This window comes from Leptolyngbya sp. 'hensonii' (assembly GCF_001939115.1).
GTDB lineage: Bacteria > Cyanobacteriota > Cyanobacteriia.
The window spans coordinates 34082-52534 of the sequence record NZ_MQTZ01000042.1 but is presented as its reverse complement, the minus strand read 5'-3'; the positions used below and the strand labels follow the sequence as shown (position 1 = coordinate 52534).

General features: G+C 53.7%; 14 protein-coding genes. 11 read left to right on the top strand and 3 right to left on the bottom strand.

The annotated features are described in order from the left end of the window. The first annotated feature begins 236 nt into the window (after positions 1–236). Positions 237–422: a hypothetical protein gene (locus tag BST81_RS14455; protein WP_363080102.1), complete on the top strand. Its 186-nt coding sequence runs from the start codon at positions 237–239 to the stop codon at positions 420–422. A gap of 58 nt (positions 423–480) precedes the next feature. Here the strand turns inward: BST81_RS14455 and ppk1 are convergent, their stop codons facing one another. Beyond that, positions 481–2625, bottom strand: a complete 2145-nt coding sequence (gene ppk1, locus BST81_RS14450; RefSeq protein ID WP_075599217.1) for a polyphosphate kinase 1 — start codon at positions 2623–2625, stop codon at positions 481–483. 288 nt (positions 2626–2913) lie between these two features. On the opposite strand from ppk1, the gene BST81_RS14445 reads away from it, so the two are divergent. From BST81_RS14445 to BST81_RS14435, 3 genes are read left to right on the top strand one after another with little or no spacing between them, the layout of a single operon-like run. Beyond that, entirely contained in the window at positions 2914–3501 is a 588-nt protein-coding gene (locus BST81_RS14445) for a biotin transporter BioY (protein WP_075599216.1), read from the top strand. A gap of 60 nt (positions 3502–3561) precedes the next feature. Next, positions 3562–4062 carry a signal peptidase II gene (lspA, locus tag BST81_RS14440; RefSeq protein WP_075599215.1) on the top strand — a complete coding sequence of 167 codons (501 nt, stop codon included), beginning with the start codon at positions 3562–3564 and terminating at the stop codon, positions 4060–4062. Between the two features lie 15 nt (positions 4063–4077). Next, positions 4078–4743 (top strand): bifunctional 4-hydroxy-2-oxoglutarate aldolase/2-dehydro-3-deoxy-phosphogluconate aldolase, encoded by a 666-nt coding sequence (locus tag BST81_RS14435; protein ID WP_075599214.1) that lies wholly within the window; start codon positions 4078–4080, stop codon positions 4741–4743. On the opposite strand, the gene BST81_RS14430 is transcribed toward BST81_RS14435, so the two are convergent. Then, positions 4740–6083 carry a homoserine dehydrogenase gene (locus BST81_RS14430; protein ID WP_363080099.1) on the bottom strand — a complete coding sequence of 448 codons (1344 nt, stop codon included), beginning with the start codon at positions 6081–6083 and terminating at the stop codon, positions 4740–4742. The genes BST81_RS14435 and BST81_RS14430 overlap by 4 nt on opposite strands. Positions 6084–6188: 105 nt before the next feature. Beyond that, positions 6189–7403: a ferredoxin--NADP reductase gene (gene petH / locus BST81_RS14425; protein WP_075599213.1), complete on the bottom strand. Its 1215-nt coding sequence runs from the start codon at positions 7401–7403 to the stop codon at positions 6189–6191. 897 nt (positions 7404–8300) lie between these two features. On the opposite strand from petH, the gene BST81_RS14420 reads away from it, so the two are divergent. The 7 genes from BST81_RS14420 to BST81_RS14390 all read left to right on the top strand — a co-directional run bounded on the left by BST81_RS14420 (position 8301) and on the right by BST81_RS14390 (position 18253). After that, positions 8301–9299, top strand: coding sequence for a phosphoribulokinase (locus BST81_RS14420; protein ID WP_363080096.1), 999 nt, complete (start codon positions 8301–8303; stop codon positions 9297–9299). Positions 9300–9841: 542 nt separating this feature from the next. Next, complete coding sequence (alr, locus tag BST81_RS14415; RefSeq protein ID WP_363080094.1) at positions 9842–10996, top strand: alanine racemase; 1155 nt, start codon at positions 9842–9844, stop codon at positions 10994–10996. A gap of 45 nt (positions 10997–11041) precedes the next feature. After that, a complete protein-coding gene (gene cax / locus BST81_RS14410; protein ID WP_075599434.1) occupies positions 11042–12148 on the top strand; it encodes a calcium/proton exchanger in 1107 nt (368 codons plus the stop codon). A 232-nt stretch (positions 12149–12380) separates the two neighbouring features. Continuing rightward, the gene (locus tag BST81_RS14405; protein ID WP_075599210.1) at positions 12381–14000 is read left to right on the top strand and encodes a serine/threonine-protein kinase; all 1620 of its coding nucleotides are present in this window, start codon (positions 12381–12383) and stop codon (positions 13998–14000) included. 6 nt (positions 14001–14006) lie between these two features. Further along, entirely contained in the window at positions 14007–15908 is a 1902-nt protein-coding gene (locus BST81_RS14400; protein ID WP_075599209.1) for a serine/threonine-protein kinase, read from the top strand. 276 nt (positions 15909–16184) lie between these two features. Further along, the gene (gene bioD / locus BST81_RS14395; RefSeq protein WP_363080185.1) at positions 16185–16871 is read left to right on the top strand and encodes a dethiobiotin synthase; all 687 of its coding nucleotides are present in this window, start codon (positions 16185–16187) and stop codon (positions 16869–16871) included. A gap of 170 nt (positions 16872–17041) precedes the next feature. Continuing rightward, entirely contained in the window at positions 17042–18253 is a 1212-nt protein-coding gene (locus tag BST81_RS14390; protein ID WP_075599207.1) for a M20 family metallopeptidase, read from the top strand. Positions 18254–18453: the final 200 nt, after the last annotated feature.

The window sequence follows — 18453 nt, the reverse complement described above, 5'->3', positions numbered from 1 at the left end:
TACACCGGGGCTCCGGATGGTGGGCTGTGGATGAAATCATCCGTTTGGCCGCAAGAGGATGAAACCTCGATCGTGAGAGCCTGGACTTCATGCTTTTCTGCATGGGTTGAATGCGATAAAGTGCTTTAGGGGATATCTCACTTTTTCCCAGGGACGGGCAACAGTCGCCCGAAGATAAAAGTCACATCAACGCTGTGACCACCTCTGCTAACCTCTGCTAATTGCAATAGTGACTCATGATGACGCCAGAAGAAATCCGGATTCAAATTGCCCAAATTGAGAGCAAACGGGAGACCCTGGTCCGCCTGTTAGAACAACCAGACCTGGGCACTCTGAGGATTGATGTCAATCAGGCTCTGGAAGAAATGGACGATCTGATTGACGAATTTAAACGGACTTTCCCAACGGCAGATAACAATTAGTCATGGGTTATGGGTCATCGGTGCCAACAGTCCCAATGGCAAATGGCCCATGACCAACTTACTGAACCGTCTCCATCAGCACGCGGTGTGTGCCTAAATCAGGAGCCCCCCCTTCTGGGCTGCGTTGCAGATAGCGCCCATCAGACTGTAATTCCCAGGCCTGACGATTATCCGCCAGCATGATACCCAGAATTTCCTGCAGGTCCTTGATTAAATCGGGTTCTTCGATCGGGACAACCGCTTCAACCCGACGATCCAGGTTACGGGGCATCCAGTCAGCACTGCCGATGAAGATTTCCTCCTGGCCCTGGTTATAGAAATAAAAGATGCGCGAGTGTTCCAGAAAGCGGCCAATAATGCTGATGACCCGAATATTGTCGCTAATTCCCTCCAAACCAGGTCGCAGGCAACAGATACCGCGAATAATCAGATCAATTTGCACCCCTGCCTGGGATGCTTTGTAGAGACTGGCAACGATTTGGGGGTCTACCAAAGAGTTCATCTTGGCAATAATCCTGCCCGTATGGCCATTCTGGGCATGGTCGATTTCTCGATGGATTAGAGCCAACATGCGATCTCGGAGATTGACCGGGGCCACCAGTAACTTGCGGTAGGACTGTTGTCGGGAATAGCCGGTCAGATAGTTGAACAGATCAGTCAAATCTGCTCCTAATTCCTCTCGGCAACTGAATAATCCCAGATCTGTATATAGACGGGCCGTTTTGGGATTGTAATTGCCAGTGCCAATGTGCACATAACGATGGATACCATGGTCCTCCCGGCGGACAACAAGGACCGTTTTTGTATGGGTCTTCAGCCCTACCAGACCGTAGACCACATGAACCCCGGTTTTTTCCAGTTTGCGAGCCCAGTTGATATTATTCTCCTCATCAAACCGGGCTTTCAGTTCAACCAGAACCGCCACCTGTTTACCATTCTCGGCAGCAGCGATCAGAGCATTGACGATCGGAGAATCTCCTGAGGTTCTGTAAAGGGTCATCTTAATGGCCAGAACATGCGGGTCATAAGCTGCTGCCGTAATAAATCGCTGGACTGATTTGGAAAAAGAATGATAAGGATGGTGGACCAAAATATCCCCTTTACGGATGGCCGCAAAGAAGTCTTCCCGTTCTTCTGCCGTGCTAGAACCATCCAGAACCGGTTCGGCGATGCGACGCAGGCGGGGATGAACCACGGACTTCCAATCGAGATCTTTCAGGTCTGGCACCGGCAGACCCATGAAGGAGAACAGTCCTTTCAGGTCCAGCAACCCGTTCACTTCATAGACATCGTTGGGTTGCAGGTCCAACTCCTGCCGCAGCAGTTCCCGGACAGACTCTGGCATAGAAGCCTGGACTTCCATGCGCACAACGGAGCCCCCAATCCGACGTCTGCGGATATTTTCTTCGATCGCCAGCATCAGGTCATCGGCTTCGTCTTCTTCTAGCTCAAAATCGGCGTCCCTGGTGATGCGGAAAGGGTAGCATTCCTGGATATGCATGCCAGAAAATAAGCTTTCCAGGTTATGGGCAATCACCTGCTCCAGGGGCACACCTGTCCAGATGGCAGGGCTATCCTGATGATACAGGCGCAGTTGCTCCGGGAGGGCAATAAAGCGGGGCAAAATATTGGGAACTTTCACCCGTGCGAATAATTCTTCCTCAGTTTTCGGATCTTTGACCACAACTGCAAGGCTCAAACTGAGGTTGGACATGTGGGGAAAGGGATGGCCCGGATCCACCGCCAGAGGGGTCAGCACTGGAAAAATCTGCTCCTCGTAATATTGCTGCAGATACAGACGCTGTTCCTGGGTGAGATCCATATAGTCCAGCAGATGAATCCCGTGGTGGGCCAGTTGAGGCCGCAGGGCCTTTTCAAAATGTTGATGCTGTTGGGTAATCATGGGCCGTAACCGCTGGCTGATCAGGTCCAGTTGCTCCTGGGGTGTTTTCCCATCCGGACTGAGCTGACTGATCTGCGCTGCCACCTGCTCCTTGAGTGCCGAGACCCTGACCATGAAATACTCGTCCAGATTGGCACTAAAAATCGCCAGGAATTTCAACCGCTCCAGCAATCGGGTTCTGGGATCAAAGGCTTCGTGGAGCACCCGATTGTTAAATTCCAGCCAGCTCAACTCCCGATTGAAATAGTATTGTGGATCACTCAAGCTAATTTCTGCAGGGATCTTTTTTAATCTGGGCATGATGGGCGATGGAAATAGGGTTGATTTCAGCTTAATTTTAGGAGGGCAGAGCTTAAGCAAAGGTTAACGATCGATGCTGGATTTCTATCTGGGATCTCAGGACAGCGTTTCACGCCTATGCCTGTAACAATAGGGCGCAGAAGGATGATGGTGTTCTTTTCTATACCTGAGTTTGTGGGCTTCCTGCAAAAGAAGGTGATAGAATGCCAACACTTTATAATAGCCTTCGATTTAAGCGGTCTTGTGGCCGGTTTTCACCTGACCTCTCTCTCTGGCAAGTCGATGTCAATGGTCGCTGTTCCCATTGAACTGCTCTGGGCTTTCATTGGGTTGATCCTTACAATTATCGGCACTTTTTTGCAGGCATTCATTACCAGTCCTCCCTGGGAATGGGGTCATCATGGCCTGCAGGCTTATCCTTTGGGTGTCACCTATCAGATTGGTGCAGTCTTACTGGTGGGTTGTATGGGGGGCAGAAATGCTGGAGCCCTGTCTCAGATTGCTTATCTGGCTTTGGGGTTATCGGGTTTTCCGGTCTTTACGGGTGGCGGTGGGTTGAACTCCTATCAAGACCCCACCTTCGGTTACCTGTTGGGGTTCCTCCCTGGAGCCTGGATCTGTGGGTCGATCGCCTTCCTGGCTCCGCCCAAGCTCGAATCGCTCTGTTTCAGTTGTCTCTGTGGTTTGCTGGCGATTCATCTCACGGGGATCAGCTATTTGATGCTGGGGCATGCCTTTCACTGGTTTAATAAATTTGCCCCTTCTTTGCTAGACTCCCTGTTTATGCATTCCGTTTATCACATTCCTGGCCATCTGGCGGTGACCTGTGCCGTCGCTGTTCTAGCCTATGCCATGCGCCGATTGATGTTTTATTAGGCGATCGACAATAGACGATAGGATGAATATGCCTCTACGTCCTGCTGCCTATTGCTCGTGATGATGAAAGTGAAAAACCAGTTCTTCTGGATAGCCGCCTTGATGAGCCTGATCCTGGATCGCGTCAGCAAAGATTGGGCGATTCAGGCTTTGAAACCGCTCAAAGAGGGATGGTCCCTCTGGCCAGAAGTCTTCCATCTAACCTATGCCACGAACACGGGGGCAGCGTTTAGCCTGTTTAGTGGGGGAGGCTCATGGTTACGGTGGCTTTCCCTGGGAGTCAGTTTGGCCTTAATGGCCCTGGCCTGGTTTGGTCCCCGCATGGGCCGTTGGGAACAGGCTGGCTATGGTTTGATCCTGGGGGGAGCCATGGGGAACGGGATCGATCGCTTTCTGAGTGGTGCCGTGGTGGATTTTCTACACTTCAAATGGATTAACTTCCCCATTTTCAATCTGGCTGATGTGTCCATCAATATTGGGATTGCCTGTTTGCTGATCAGTGCTTTTGTGCGGGTTCCTGCATCCGGCAAACCTGGGTCCGATCCCGATCGTGACCTCTAGTTCGCCAGGTTGAGCATGGTAAGCAGCAATTGGTTAGACCTGGTCCAGCGCTACCGTGCCTTTGCTGTGATTCGATCGCCGCACCTGCAGTTGGGACACCAGATGGCCAGGGCGGTTGCGGCTGGGGGCATGGGGTTGATCGAAATTACCTGGAATGGCGATCGACCGACTGACCTGATTGCCCAACTCCGTCAAGATCTGCCCCATTGCCTAATCGGAGCCGGAACCCTGCTCACCCTGGCAGACATGCAGGAGGCGATCGCCGCCGGGGCCCAGTTTCTCTTCACACCCCATACCAGCCCGGAATTGATTCAGCGGGCAGGTGCTGCCGGGATTCCCATGATTCCCGGTGCCCTCTCCCCGACAGAAATTATGACTGCCTGGCAGGCCGGAGCCGCCTGTGTCAAAGTTTTTCCAATCCAGGCTGTTGGGGGCTCAGCCTACATCACCGCGCTACAAGGCCCCCTGGGGCAGATTCCCCTGATCCCAACTGGGGGCGTCACGATCGCAAATACCCCGGAGCTTCTGCGCGCGGGGGCGGTGGCGGTGGGTCTGGCAGGGGATTTGTTTCCCCGCACCGCCATCCAGACAGGCGATTGGGATATAGTCCAGGCTAGGGCGACAACTCTGATGACCCATATCCGGGACGGGATGAATCGGCCCCCTACGGGGTGGGATTAATGTTGCAGCACCCGCAATACGCTGGGAATTTCCTTGATGGTCGGTAAGGTGCGAATGGCGTCCAGGGCACTGCGGAAATTTCCCTCTCGAACATCGTGGGTTACGACTACGATCTCTGCCATATCGTTCTGAAAGCCGATCTGGACAACTGACTCCAAACTAACATCCCGATCGCCAAAGCAGGTGCCCAGCTTGCCAATCACCCCTGGATAATCCTGAGTCAGGAAGCGCGCATAAAACCGGGTGACCAGATCCTCGATCGGGGCCACGGTACAGTAGTGCTGGTGGGAGCAGGCCAGCAAAGGATGGGCTCCTCCTGAAGTCTTGCCTGTGGATTTCAGCAGCGCGGTAATACTGAGAATATCGGAAACCACGGCACTGGCCGTGGGGCCAGCCCCGGCACCCCGACCGAAGAACATCACCTGGCCGATCGGATCCCCCTCCACCAGAATGGCGTTAAACACATCGTGAATACTGGCCAAGGGATGCTCCTTCGGAACCAGCGTCGGATGGACCCTGATCTGGAGGGTATCCTCTGTGCCAGGGGCATCATTCCGTCGGGCAACGGCCAGTAGTTTGATGACAAAGCCCAGGCGATCGGCGTAGGTGATATCTGCCGCCGTGATCCGGCTGATGCCTTCGCAGTAGACATCCTGCAGCTTGATCCGACCTCCGAAGGCCAGAGAGGCCAGAATGGCAATTTTATCCGCTGCATCCAGGCCATCCACATCAGCAGTTGGGTCAGCCTCAGCGTAGCCCAACCGCTGGGCCTCAGCCAGGACTTCGCCAAAATCGGCCCCTTCCTGCTGCATGCGGGTCAGGATGTAATTGGTAGTGCCATTGACAATCCCAGTGACAGCCTGAATTCGGTTGACCCCCAAGGACTGTTTCAGGGGTTGGATGATAGGAATGCCACCCCCGACCGCAGCTTCCAGCAAAACATAGACTCCGGCCTGATTCGCTGCTGTAAAAATCTCATCCCCAAAGCGAGCAATGACAGCCTTATTGGCTGTGACCACATGCTTACCATGGGCGATCGCCTGCAAAATTAGGGAGCGAGCAGGCTCCAGACCACCCATGACTTCGACGACAATCTCGACAGCGGGATCGGTGACGATTGCCTCCAGGTCTGTAGTCAGAAGAGAGGGGGAGAGTTCCAGGGCACGGGGACGATCGAGGGATCTCACACCAACCCGATGAATTTCCAGTTCTTGCAGCAATGGATGCCGCTGTGCCGGATCGAGCAGGATTTGAGCTGTCCCTGTACCAACGGTTCCCAGACCCAGTAAACCAAGCTTAAACGTCACAGTTTTGACCCGCAGAATAATCACCTCCCCCATTTTAGGGCTTATACCGAGTCTTCTGATTCGATCGAAAAAACATGTAGGGGCACGATGATCGCGCCCCTACAGATGAAATCAAGACTGTGATTGAATGTTCGGTCTTTAGTAAGTCTCAACGTGCCAGCGGCCAGCCTTCTTCATCTGGCGCTGGAAGTCTTTCCATTCCACCCCATACTTGGCAGCTTCAGCGGAGAGGGCTTCGTCAATCCCATCCTCCATGCCTTTCAGGCCGCAAATGTAGGTGTGGGTTTTCTCTTCTTGCATCAGTTGCCACAATTCAGCCGCATGTTCAGCCACACGGTGCTGAATATACATCCGACCCCCTTCAGCATTCTTCTGTTCTCGGCTAATCGCGCAGGTGAGACGGAAATTATCGGGATACTTTTGCTGAATTTCTTCCAACTCCTCCTTATAGAGGATGTTGGGGGTAGTCGTGACCCCGAAAATCAGCCAGGCCAGCCCCTTAAACTGGTAATCGGGGTTGGCAGCCCGCTCTTTATCCTTAAACATGCGCCACAGATAGGCCCGGAAGGGAGCAATCCCAGTTCCAGTAGCCAGCATGATCACTTTGGTATCGGTATCCTCAGGCAACAGCATTTCTTTGCCGGTGGGACCAGTAATCTTCACTTCGGCACCGGGTTCCAGACCACACAGGTAGGTCGAGCAAACCCCAAAAACCATCTCACCCGTTTCAGGATGCTTGTACTCCAGACGACGAACACAGAGAGAGACGGTTTTATCGTCTACATTGTCGCCATGACGGGTTGAGGCGATCGAGTAGAGACGCAGTTTCTCAGGCTTGCCATTTTTATCTAAGCCGGGAGGGATAATCCCAATACTTTGACCTTCCAAATAGCGCAAATCGCCGCCAGAGATGTCGAATACAAGATGACGACAGGTTCCGATACCCCCTTCCCGAACCAGTTCTTCGTTCGAGACGCAGCGACCCACAAAGGGATTATTGGGACGATAAATATTGACAGGAATATCGAGTGGAGCTTTCGATTGGGTCATAGGTTTGCTCGCTTGTGCTGGTTGGGAAACTGCTTGAGCGTTTGCCAGTATTGTCGAGCTGCTAGCTGCTAAATCCCCATCCAGGGGCTGAATATTGATGATCCTGCCACCCATGCGGGTAATTCGCCGCATTACTCCGTTCATGCGGTCATAGGGCACTGTAATAAACACGCTGCCGCTGCGACGAATCGGATGGGCTGTGTTGTCGGTCGCCAGACTTTGACGTAACCCTACGACTTCGTAACGAAACAGACGGCTACCAGAGACGGTGTTTGCAGCACCCGCTGCGCTTGAACTATACATTCTTTCTACTTCTCCAAACCCAACTTAACGAATAGCGGTTGTGACTCGATCGGGCCTATCTCAGAACTCAGAAACATAACGCACTGGTGCAGAAGCTGCATCCTTTGTAAAACAGGTAAACTGGCGCTTGACCTGCTCTGTGCTACTGACTCCCAAATTCCTGAAAATAGCCCTGATCTATTTTGCCGTAAAATGGTTGTCCGCTATAGGTTTGCCGCAGTGGATCGTAGATTTTTCCATAATCGACCTGATGTGACCAGCTAGCTTAGCTCTTCATCCTTATGGATCAAAAAGACCGATCGGCCCATTGGGGAACTGAACTGACATGAATTGATCGAGAGGGGTAACAGAGAGGAAATCCTGCTCTTACGGGCAGATCACGCTGTTTTTCTCTCGTCTCCATCGAGGTCACTTCCCACCTTGAACGACAGATTCTGTTGTTCCAAAGAAATAAGGAGTTCTTATACTAAAAGCAAAAACGCCTTATAAAGGATATAGAACTGCTCCCCCAACAAAATGTTAAGCAAATTGCAATTTAGATTGTTTTAAGAATTGAACCTGGCCAGGGGAAATTCAGGTCAGAAGAAATTGCCAGATTTTGACAGAGAGTTACCTTGTAGGTGGGATCACGTTCTGGTAAGATCCTTAACAATAAGTAGTATAAATACTTAATTAAAGCTTTGGTCTTCCTGAATAGCAGTCAATATTGTGCTGCACTTCCGATTGGACTTGCTTGACCCAAGCGACATCTACATTGTGAGTGGGTCAGGCTGACTCACGATAGATCGTAGCTGTCTTGAGCTTTTGCAAAGCTAAGCTTAGTAGTTGCTCAAATTCAACCCCTGCACCGAAACTATTAGTAATTAGTGAACTGTCTATAAGAGGGAAACTATGACCATGAAGCCAGACCGTGTGGTACTAATTGGCGTTGCCGGAGACTCCGGTTGTGGAAAATCCACTTTTCTACGGCGGATTACAGATTTGTTTGGGGAAGATTTCGTCACGGTTATCTGCCTCGATGATTACCACAGTCTGGATCGGAAGCAACGGAAAGAAACAGGAATTACAGCTCTGGATCCGAGGGCGAATAACTTTGATCTGATGTATGAACAGGTCAAGGCCCTGAAAAGTGGGGAAGTCATTAACAAGCCGATTTACAACCACGAAACTGGGATGATTGATCCTCCCGAGCTAGTTCATCCCAATCATGTAGTGGTGATTGAAGGGCTGCATCCGCTCTATGATGAGCGGGTCCGGGGGCTGCTTGACTTTAGCGTTTATCTGGATATTACAGATGATGTGAAAATTGCCTGGAAGATCCAGCGGGATATGGCCGAGCGTGGCCACCGGTATGAAGATGTTCTGGCTGCAATCAATGCCCGTCGTCCTGACTTCTCGGCCTACATCGATCCTCAGAAACAGTATGCTGATGTGGTGCTGCGGGTGATGACGACCCGTCTGATTCCCGATGATCAGGAGAAGAAGGTGCTACGGGTGCAGATGATCCAGCGGGATAATGTCGAAGGGTTTGAACCGGCTTACCTGTTTGATGAAGGCTCCACGATCGACTGGATTCCCTGCGGGCGCAAGTTGACCTGTTCCTATCCCGGCATCCGCATGTTCTATGGGCCGGACAACTATTACGGCCACAGCGTTTCCACCCTGGAAGTGGATGGCCAGTTCGATAACCTGGAAGAGGTCATTTACATTGAGAAGCACCTTAGCAATCTCTCAACCAAGTACGAGGGTGAACTGACCCACCTGTTACTGCAGCACCGGGAATACCCTGGTTCCAACAACGGTACCGGTCTGTTCCAGGTCCTAACCGGTCTAAAAATGCGCGCAACCTACGAACGGGTCACCTCCAAGGTGGCGAAGGTTGCTGTTAACGTCTAAGCCTATTAACTCACGATGCAATGACAGGAGCGAGAGCAATCTCGCTCTTTTTTGTCATTCGTCATTCGTCATTTTTGCCTGGGTGCCCCAGCAGACCCATCCCGGACTTCCCCCCTGGGGAGAAACCCCCTAGGCTGATCTGCGGCAGGGACAGCGATCGATCGCACGGACCTGGAGCCTCGATCGAACTCCCTGGTCCAAGCTCTTTACCTTCCCAGAATGAATAGTCTCTGCGTCCAAGAGGGGATCCAGCTAATAACTAATGCCCCCTGACTAATGACAATCCTAATAGGGCTTTCTACTCATTGAATTTGCAGGTAGCATGGTCAACAACCCAAGGATGACGAACTCAAAAAGATGAACAATTGGGGTGAAAGGGTGCTGCCCCTTGATTGGGAGTGTTTGCGAAGTGTTGTGCCAGCAAAAGCCCCCAACCCCCACCTTATTTCAGTTTCGCTCCATGGGGGTGTTGAGCGTGATGGTAGGAGTGAGGGGAAATGTTGAGTTGGCAGTCGAGCCCAGACGCTACATCATCCAGATCGGTGGTCAAGCTGAATTGTTCGGCGACCCAGCGGGCCTGGGTCGAGATTGATCTGGCCGCAGTAGCCCACAATGTGCGTCAGTTACGCCAGAGTTTGGCTCCCACCACGGCCTTGATGGCAGTGGTCAAAGCAGATGCCTATGGCCATGGTGCCGTGACGATCGCCCAGACTGCTCTCCAGCAGGGGGCAACGTGGCTGGGGGTCGCGACGATTATGGAGGGCCTGGAACTACGGGAAGCAGGCATTGAAGCCCCGATTCTGCTCCTGGGGGGAACCTATACCCATGAGCAAGTCCGGGCGATCGCGGGCGGAGCACTCCAGCCTACCCTTTGCAGTCCGAAGCAGGCGCTAATTTTTGCTGAGGCTTTAGAGGCCATGCCCTATCCAGGAGCGTTGCCGGTTCATCTGAAACTGGACACGGGCATGTCTCGCCTGGGTACCTCCTGGACAGAGGCAGTGGAATTTGCCCGGTTGGTAGACTGTATCCCAAACTTGCAGATTGCTGGGATTTACTCCCACCTAGCAACAGCAGACAGCCCTGACCCAACGGTGATGGGCTTGCAGCAGAGTCGCTTCGACCAGGCGATCGGACAAATTCGAGCCGCTGGTATTGCGGTTCCTTGCCTGCATCTAGCCAATTCTGCTGCGGCCCTGGCCGATCACGCGCTCCACTACGATATGGTCCGGGTGGGGCTGGCAGTGTATGGTCTCTATCCAGCAGTACATCTGAGAGGGACGATCGAGCTGCGCCCGGTGATGCAAGTGAAAGCCCGGATCACCCAGGTCAAAACCATTCCAGCCGGGATGGGGGTGAGTTATGGCTACCGATTTATGGCCGATCGGGAAACCCGGCTGGCTGTGGTGGGGATCGGCTACGCAGATGGGGTTCCCCGCAATCTCTCAGGCCAGATGACCGTTTTGGTCCGGGGCCAACGGATTCCTCAGATCGGAGCCATCACCATGGATCAGTTGATGCTGGATGTGAACCAGATTCCCGATGTCCAGGAGGGGGAAGTGGTGACCCTCCTGGGGCAGGAGGGCCACGATCGGATCTCAGCGGATGACTGGGCGAATAACCTGGGAACCATTTCCTGGGAAATTCTCTGTGGGTTCAAACACCGGTTGCCCCGGGTCGCGATCGGGGAACTATCCTGACCCCCATGGGTTACAATGCCTGTGAATTTTGTAGCCCAATTTCCCATGGCAATCAGAAAAATTCTTTCCATCGGTCTGTTGATCTTTGTTCCGATCTCTCTGGCTGCAGAGCATCTGCACTGGAGCCCTCTGGTGATATTCTTCACGTCCGCGCTCGCGATCGTGCCCTTGGCCATCTGGCTGAGTACGGCGACTGAGGAGGTGGCGCTGGTGGCTGGTCCTTCGGTGGGGGGGCTGCTGAATGCCCTCTTTGGCAATGCAACTGAGTTGATCATTGCCTTGGTGGCCCTGAAAGAAGGATTGGTGGATATTGTCAAAGCCAGTATTACCGGCACAATTATCAGCAATCTGCTCCTAGTCATGGGGCTGTCTATGTTTCTGGGGGGCTTGCGTTACAAGGAACAGGAGTTCAAGCCGGTGGTGGCCCGGGTCAATGGATCGACCATGACCCTGGCCGTAATTGCGATTGTCTTACCTGCTATGGTGATCTTTACCACCAGCGGGGTGACCAGTGGGGTGGAACAGGCAGCGATCGCGAGCCTCTCCGTCACAACGGCTGTGGTCCTGATTGCGGTTTATGCCCTGACCCTCCTGTTTTCCCTCAAGACCCACAGCTATCTGTATGACGTCAGTAAGGTGGAGCTGGAAGAAGCGGGAGCGGATTCCGGGGAAGGAGAGCATGAGCATAAGCCGAATCTGCCCCTGTGGATCGGAGTTCTGGTGGTCGCGACCATCGCGGTTGCCTTTGAATCAGAGATTTTTGTCGGGGTGGTGGAAGAGGTGACCCAGGGTCTGGGGTTAACGGCCCTGTTTACCGGTGTGATTTTGCTGCCTCTGGTGGGGGGCGCAGCAGAATATGTCACAGCCGTCAGTGTTGCGATCAAAAATAATATGGATCTGTCTGTTTCCGTGGCGATGGGGTCCAGCCTGCTGGTGGCGCTGCTGGTGGCCCCAATTCTGGTGCTGGTTGGGCAGGCGATCGGCCAACCCATGGATCTGAACTTCAACCCCTTTGAGGTGGTGGCTGTGATTATTGCAGTGACGATCGCCAATTTGATCAGCCTGGATGGCCGGTCCAACTGGCTGGAAGGAACCCTTCTCCTGGCTACTTACATTGTCCTGGGAGCCGCTTTCTACTTCCATCCGGCTTAACCGCCTTCGGTAAAATGGGTGGGGACGATCGGAGTGGTCCAGCAAATCAGAGTGACTATAATTCCTGTTTTTAGTGGAATCATAGGTTTAATGAGCGAATGGATATGAAGCATGGGTCGTCTGATTGATCTAGGGGTAATCCCCCTGGAAAATCACCCTGCTACGCCTGTTAGTCCGATGCTCTGGATAGGTTATATTTCTTAATCACACAAAATTTCATCGGATTTCTGCCATGCAACCGCCAATCCCAAATGGAACTGTTCTGCAAGGCCACTACCGTCTGGTCAAAGTTTTAGGACAGGGTGGTTTTGGCCGGACCTACCTGGCTGAAGACCAGGGACGCTTTAATGAGCGCTGTGTGGTCAAAGAATTTATTCCAGTTCAGGGGGACACCTATGCGCTGGAGAAGTCCAAAGAACTGTTCCAGCGGGAAGCCGCTACTTTGTATCAAATTGAACATCCTCAGATTCCTCGGTTTCGAGCTACCTTCGAGCAAGGGCGTCGTCTTTTCTTTGTCCAGGATTTTGTCGAGGGTAAGACCTACAGCAAACTGCTGGAGGAACGGATGGAACAGGCCCAGGCGTTCTCTGAGCAGGAAATTATTCATCTGCTCCAGCAAATGTTGCCCATCCTGGCCTACATCCATGGGAAAGGCATTATTCACCGAGATATTTCACCAGACAACATCATGCTGCGGGAGCGCGATCGTCTGCCCGTATTGATTGATTTTGGGGTCGTGAAAGAGATTGCCAGCCAGGTCCAGGGTGCGGCGGGGCAAGTCACCCAAGGCACCACTGTAGGCAAGCTGGGGTTTGCACCCAGTGAGCAATTACAAACTGGCAAAGCCTATCCCAACAGTGATCTGTATGCTCTGGCTGTGACCTGTGTGGTTTTGCTGACGGGGCAGAGCCCCCAATCCATGCTGGATGAAACCACCCTGACCTGGCATTGGCATCATCGGGTACCGAGCCTCAGCCCCCTGCTGATTCAATTGATCAATAAAATGCTGAGTCCCAAGCCAACCAACCGCTACCAGTCAGCGACCGAAGTGGCCCAGACCCTGCGATCGTTGACCGGTCTGGTGCAGCCAGCCATCGCCCCGGATTCTAAGCCCACCACCCTTCAGGGGGGAGCGACGAATATTACCGGCAAGGCAGGGGCTTCTGTGCAGCCTGTGCGGCGGCCAACAGCCACCCGGCCTGCTCCGCCCCCACCCCGTCGCCAATCCAATCCCTGGCTGGGCTGGTCTCTGGGCATCGGGGCCTTTCTGTTACTGGCCTTTACCCCCTGGTTTTTCATCAACTCTATCCTCAAAGACAGTAGCGTTAAGAAATCACCCAGTCCGGTGGCAACAGAAACAGTTACGTTTGGACCAGCTCCAGGAAATTCGCCCACTCCGCCGCCAACCCAGTCCCCCAGCGAATCCCCCAGTGCAACTCCGAGCCCGATCGTGGAAACTGAATCCCTCAATGTTCCTCCCAATCAGGCTAAGGTGCAAGCTTCCGGGCGCACGGCCATGGGTAAGGTCAAACGTTATCTGATCAATGGGAGAGATGGGCAGGTGCTGACTGTTGCTATTCTAAAGGGAGCTGTGACGTTGGATATCCGTTACCCAGGGGGTGAACCCGTGGAAGGAGCAACCGGGGTTGGATCCTGGCAATCTCCGGCCCTGACTCGTGTGGGAGACTATCAAATTGATGTCATTGCTGCCCGGGAAACGGATTTTACCCTGGAGATTGGGGTGCAAACTCCCAATCCGACTTTACCCAGCAACCCAACCCTCCCGGAAAGTCCATCACCCAGCTTCCCGCCGACTTCTGAACCATCGGCTTCTCCGGCACCGAGTAACTGATCCGTTATGCAACTACCTATCCCGATCGGCACGATTCTCCAGAACCGCTATCGCATTGTTGAAGTCTTAGGGCAGGGGGGATTTGGTCGTACCTACCTGGCTGAAGATCAGGGGCGCTTTCGCGAACTCTGTGCCCTGAAGGAATTGATCCCGGCCCAGAATGGGGACTATGCCCTGGAAAAGTCCCGTGAGCTCTTTCAGCGGGAAGCCACGACCCTGCATCAAATTCAACATCCCCAGATTCCCAAATTTGTAGCCACCTTTGAGCAAGATCAGCGGCTCTTCATGGTCCAGGAGTATGTTGAAGGCCAGACCTACCGAGCTATTTTAGATGCTCGAAAATCCCGGGGCTACACTTTCTCAGAAACGGAGATTGTTCAACTGCTGCAGCAACTCCTGCCCGTTTTGGCCTATATCCATACCCGGGGCATTATTCATCGAGACATTGCCCCTGACAATATTATTCTGCGGGAGCAAGATCACCTGCCGGTTTTGATTGATTTCGGGGTGGTAAAAGAGCTGGCGACTCGGTTTCAGCAAGCGGATACGGGCATTCAGGCCACAACCGTTGGTAAACCAGGTTACGCCCCCAGCGAACAAATTCAGACGGGGCGGGCTTTCCCCAGCAGTGATCTGTATGCTTTAGCGGTAACGACGATCGTGCTCCTGACGGGTCGAGATCCCCAGGAGCTCTTTAATGAAAGCACCCTGTCCTGGAACTGGCAACGCTGGGTCGCCGTCAACTCTAGGCTGGCTCAGATTCTGAACCAGATGCTGAAACCCTCCCCCACCGATCGCTACCAGTCGGCAGATGAGGTCTTGTTCGCCCTGCAAAACTTGAACAGTCCGGCCCTCCCGGTGGCTCCAGCCTCGGCCATGATGACCGGGGGGGCTGCTGGGGTTACCCAGGCAGCAACGGTGGCGATCGGCGGCCAGCGTCCTCTGCCAAGAGGAGCAGCTAATATACCCGATTCCACTATCCCCACGCCCCAGGTGCGGTCTTTCTGGGAAGACCCCCTTGCGGTCATTTCCATTGGCACAGCTATGGCCCTGGCCGCAGGCTTTGGCTCCTGGGCGATCGTCAGTGCCCTGCTCTCGAAGCCCCAGCCCCAACCCACACCAACGGAGACCGTGGTGGTCAGTCCAGTTCCAACGACTTCCCCATCTCCCAAACCAGCGAGCCCCAGCCCCACGGTTCGTCCCACCCCGGTTAACTACAGCCAGCGCTTGCGGTTAACCCTGGGGGAGCCCAGTCGGGTGAATGGATCTTTGCGGGCCAATCAAACCGTGAGCTACATTTTTTCTGGGCAGGAAGGGCAGCAATTGGATGTCTCCACCCCTAGCGAGGGGGTGCTTCTGTCTGTGCTTGCCCCCAGTGGAGAACCCGTTGATGCCAATGCCAACCGGGTCAATCGCTGGAATGGAACCTTGCCGTTTACGGGTGACTATGCCATTCAGGTGAAGCCCGTCAAAGGCATCGATCGGGCTGATTATCGACTCAAAGTGGCCCTAGCGGAGCCTGCCCCAACCCCAACCCCGACCCCAACCTCAAGCCCCAGTGCCAGTCCTTCTCCAAACCTCTCCCCCAGTCCGTCACTGCCAGAAACCGTGGAGGTCAGCCAGGTAGATTTTCCCGCCGGGAAAACCCAAACTCGGGTTTCTGGTAGAGCCCGCCCGGAGGCGGTCAAACGGTATCTGGTGACGGTACAGCAAGGTCAAGTGCTGAGCGTGGAAGTGATTGAAGGCTCAGTCACCCTGGATATTCGCAGACCGGATGGCCAGTTGATTCAGGATGCGGCCCGGATCCTGTCTTGGCAGAGTCAGGTGGACGTAGCAGGCGAATACCAGATTGATGTGATTGCGACCAGTGGTAGCGGCTACACCCTGGATGTCAGTGTAAGGGATTGAGCGCCTAGCTCTGTTCAGTCGGGATGAGAGCAGAATTCTTTCTCCAGGAGAACCTCCTCCTAAGGGTTTGATTCCCTTACCCCCTGACTCAAAGGATAGGTTTGCGAAGTTGCCCTTAAGAGGATGTTTTCAAGGGGTCAGTCCAAATCACAGACAGTTCCAGAGCCAATGGGCGCAACCTGCATCCCACTCCCCTCCTGACTCCCTGGTGCCCCACCCGCCAGGGAATAGCTATAATACTCATTTGCGAAGAAACCGGGATAGTAACCTTTGAACGTGCTCTTCATTACAGCTACCGACACAGATGCCGGTAAAACAGTCCTAACCCTGGCTCTGGCTGCTTACTGGCAGACCTACTGCAAGTCCAGACGCCTCGGGATTATGAAACCGATTCAAGCGGGGATTGGCGATCGGGAACTGTATACCCGTCTGCTGCAATTGGATCAAACCCCTGAGGAAATGACCCCGCTGGCTTTCCAGGCTCCCCTGGCCCCGCCCCTGGCTGCAGCTCAAGAAGGGCGGCATGTGGAGTTAGAGCAGGTCTGGCAAACCCTGGAGGCGTTGCAACACAAGAAGGATTGGGTGCTGATCGAAGCCCTGGGAGGGCTGGGCTCTCCCGTGACCTGGGAGACAACGGTGGCTGACCTGGCCTGGGATTGGCGACTGCCCACGGTGCTGGTGGTGCCCGTTCGGTTAGGGGCGATCGCCCAGGCGGTTGCAAACGTTGCCCTGGCCCGCCAGTCCCGGATTCATCTCAAGGGGATTGTTCTCAACTGTGTCCAGCCCTGTTCCCAATCAGAGCAGGAAAACTGGGCTCCGATCGACTTAATCCAATCCCTAACCGCTACCCCGGTGTTAGGCTCCCTCCCCCACCTGAATGACCCCACCGATCTGGAAAAGCTGGCCCAGGTGGCATCAAGCCTGGATCTGGAAAGGTTGCTGCCGATTTCTGCTGGCTGCTGACGGCTGGCTTCCCTCCTGGTGCGGCTATCCCTCCTTCAGGAGGGGGCCGGAAAAGAGGCCCACGGGGGAAGACATTCACTATAACCTGATGGGAGCCGATGAACCGCTTAAGATGGAGATGAACAGCCGATCGTGCTGTAGCGAAATTGACCATTATTTAACTCTCACCCATGGTTCTGACCTCTCTTGCTCCTGCGACTGTAGACCTTGCCAGCATCCGGCTTCAGATCCGGACTTTGCAACCTCAATTGGTGGAGTGGCGACGGCATCTTCATCAGAATCCAGAACTGGGTTTCCGAGAACACCGGACCGCCGAGTTCATTTCCCAAAAATTGACGGCCTGGGGGATTGAGCATCAGACTGGCGTGGCCGAAACTGGGATTGTGGCTTTAATTACAGGAACTCGCTCCGGGCCAGTCCTGGCCATTCGGGCGGATATGGATGCATTACCCATTCAGGAACAAAATCAGGTTCCCTATCGATCGCAACAGGATGGGGTGATGCATGCCTGCGGTCATGATGGCCATGTGACGATCGGTCTGGGGACAGCTTACTATCTGTCGCACCATCGGGAAGCCTTCGCTGGTACGGTTAAGCTGATTTTTCAGCCTGCTGAAGAAGGCCCGGGTGGGGCCAAACCCATGATTGCTGCAGGTGCATTACAGAATCCCGATGTGGACGGGATCATCGGCCTGCACCTGTGGAATAACCTGCCCCTGGGCACGATCGGGGTCCGTTCGGGGGCGCTGATGGCGGCTGTAGAACTGTTCCGTTGCACAATTCAGGGCAAGGGTGGCCATGGGGCAATTCCCCAGCAAACGATCGATTCCATTGTGGTCGGGGCTCAGGTGGTGACTGCCTTGCAGACGATTGTGGCCCGGAATGTGAATCCGATCGATTCTGCAGTGGTGACGGTGGGTGAGTTTCATGCCGGAACCGCCAAGAATATCATCGCCGACTCGGCCCACCTGGCTGGCACCGTGCGGTATTTCAACCCTGAGTACGAAGGTTATTTCAAGCAGCGCATTGAGCAAATTATTGCGGGGGTTTGCCAGAGCCATGGGGCCACTTACGAACTGGACTATCACTCCCTTTATCCACCGGTGATTAATCACCCCGAGATGGCGGATCTGGTGCGATCGGTGGCTGAAGCCGTGGTGGAAACTCCGGCTGGTCTGGTCCCAGAATGCCAAACGATGGGGGGCGAAGATATGTCCTTCTTCCTACAGGCAGTGCCCGGATGTTATTTCTTCCTGGGGTCAGCCAATCCAGCCAGAGATCTGGCCTATCCCCATCACCATCCCCGCTTCGATTTTGATGAAATCACCCTGGGAATGGGGGTAGAACTCTTTGTTCGTTGTGTTGAAAAGTTTCTCAAATAGATTGATCCCAATTGTTTTTAGATCCATATCTATAGGTTTACCCCTGATCCCAGTTGAATTGATTAGAATACGGGTAGGCATTAGGTGAGATTCTTAAAGTTCGTTAATTGCCATTCATTTTTCTTCTGATTTCTTCACAACCTGCTGAATTCATCAAGCATGCATTGTCCTGGGGTAAGCCGATTGCAAGGCTGATTTCT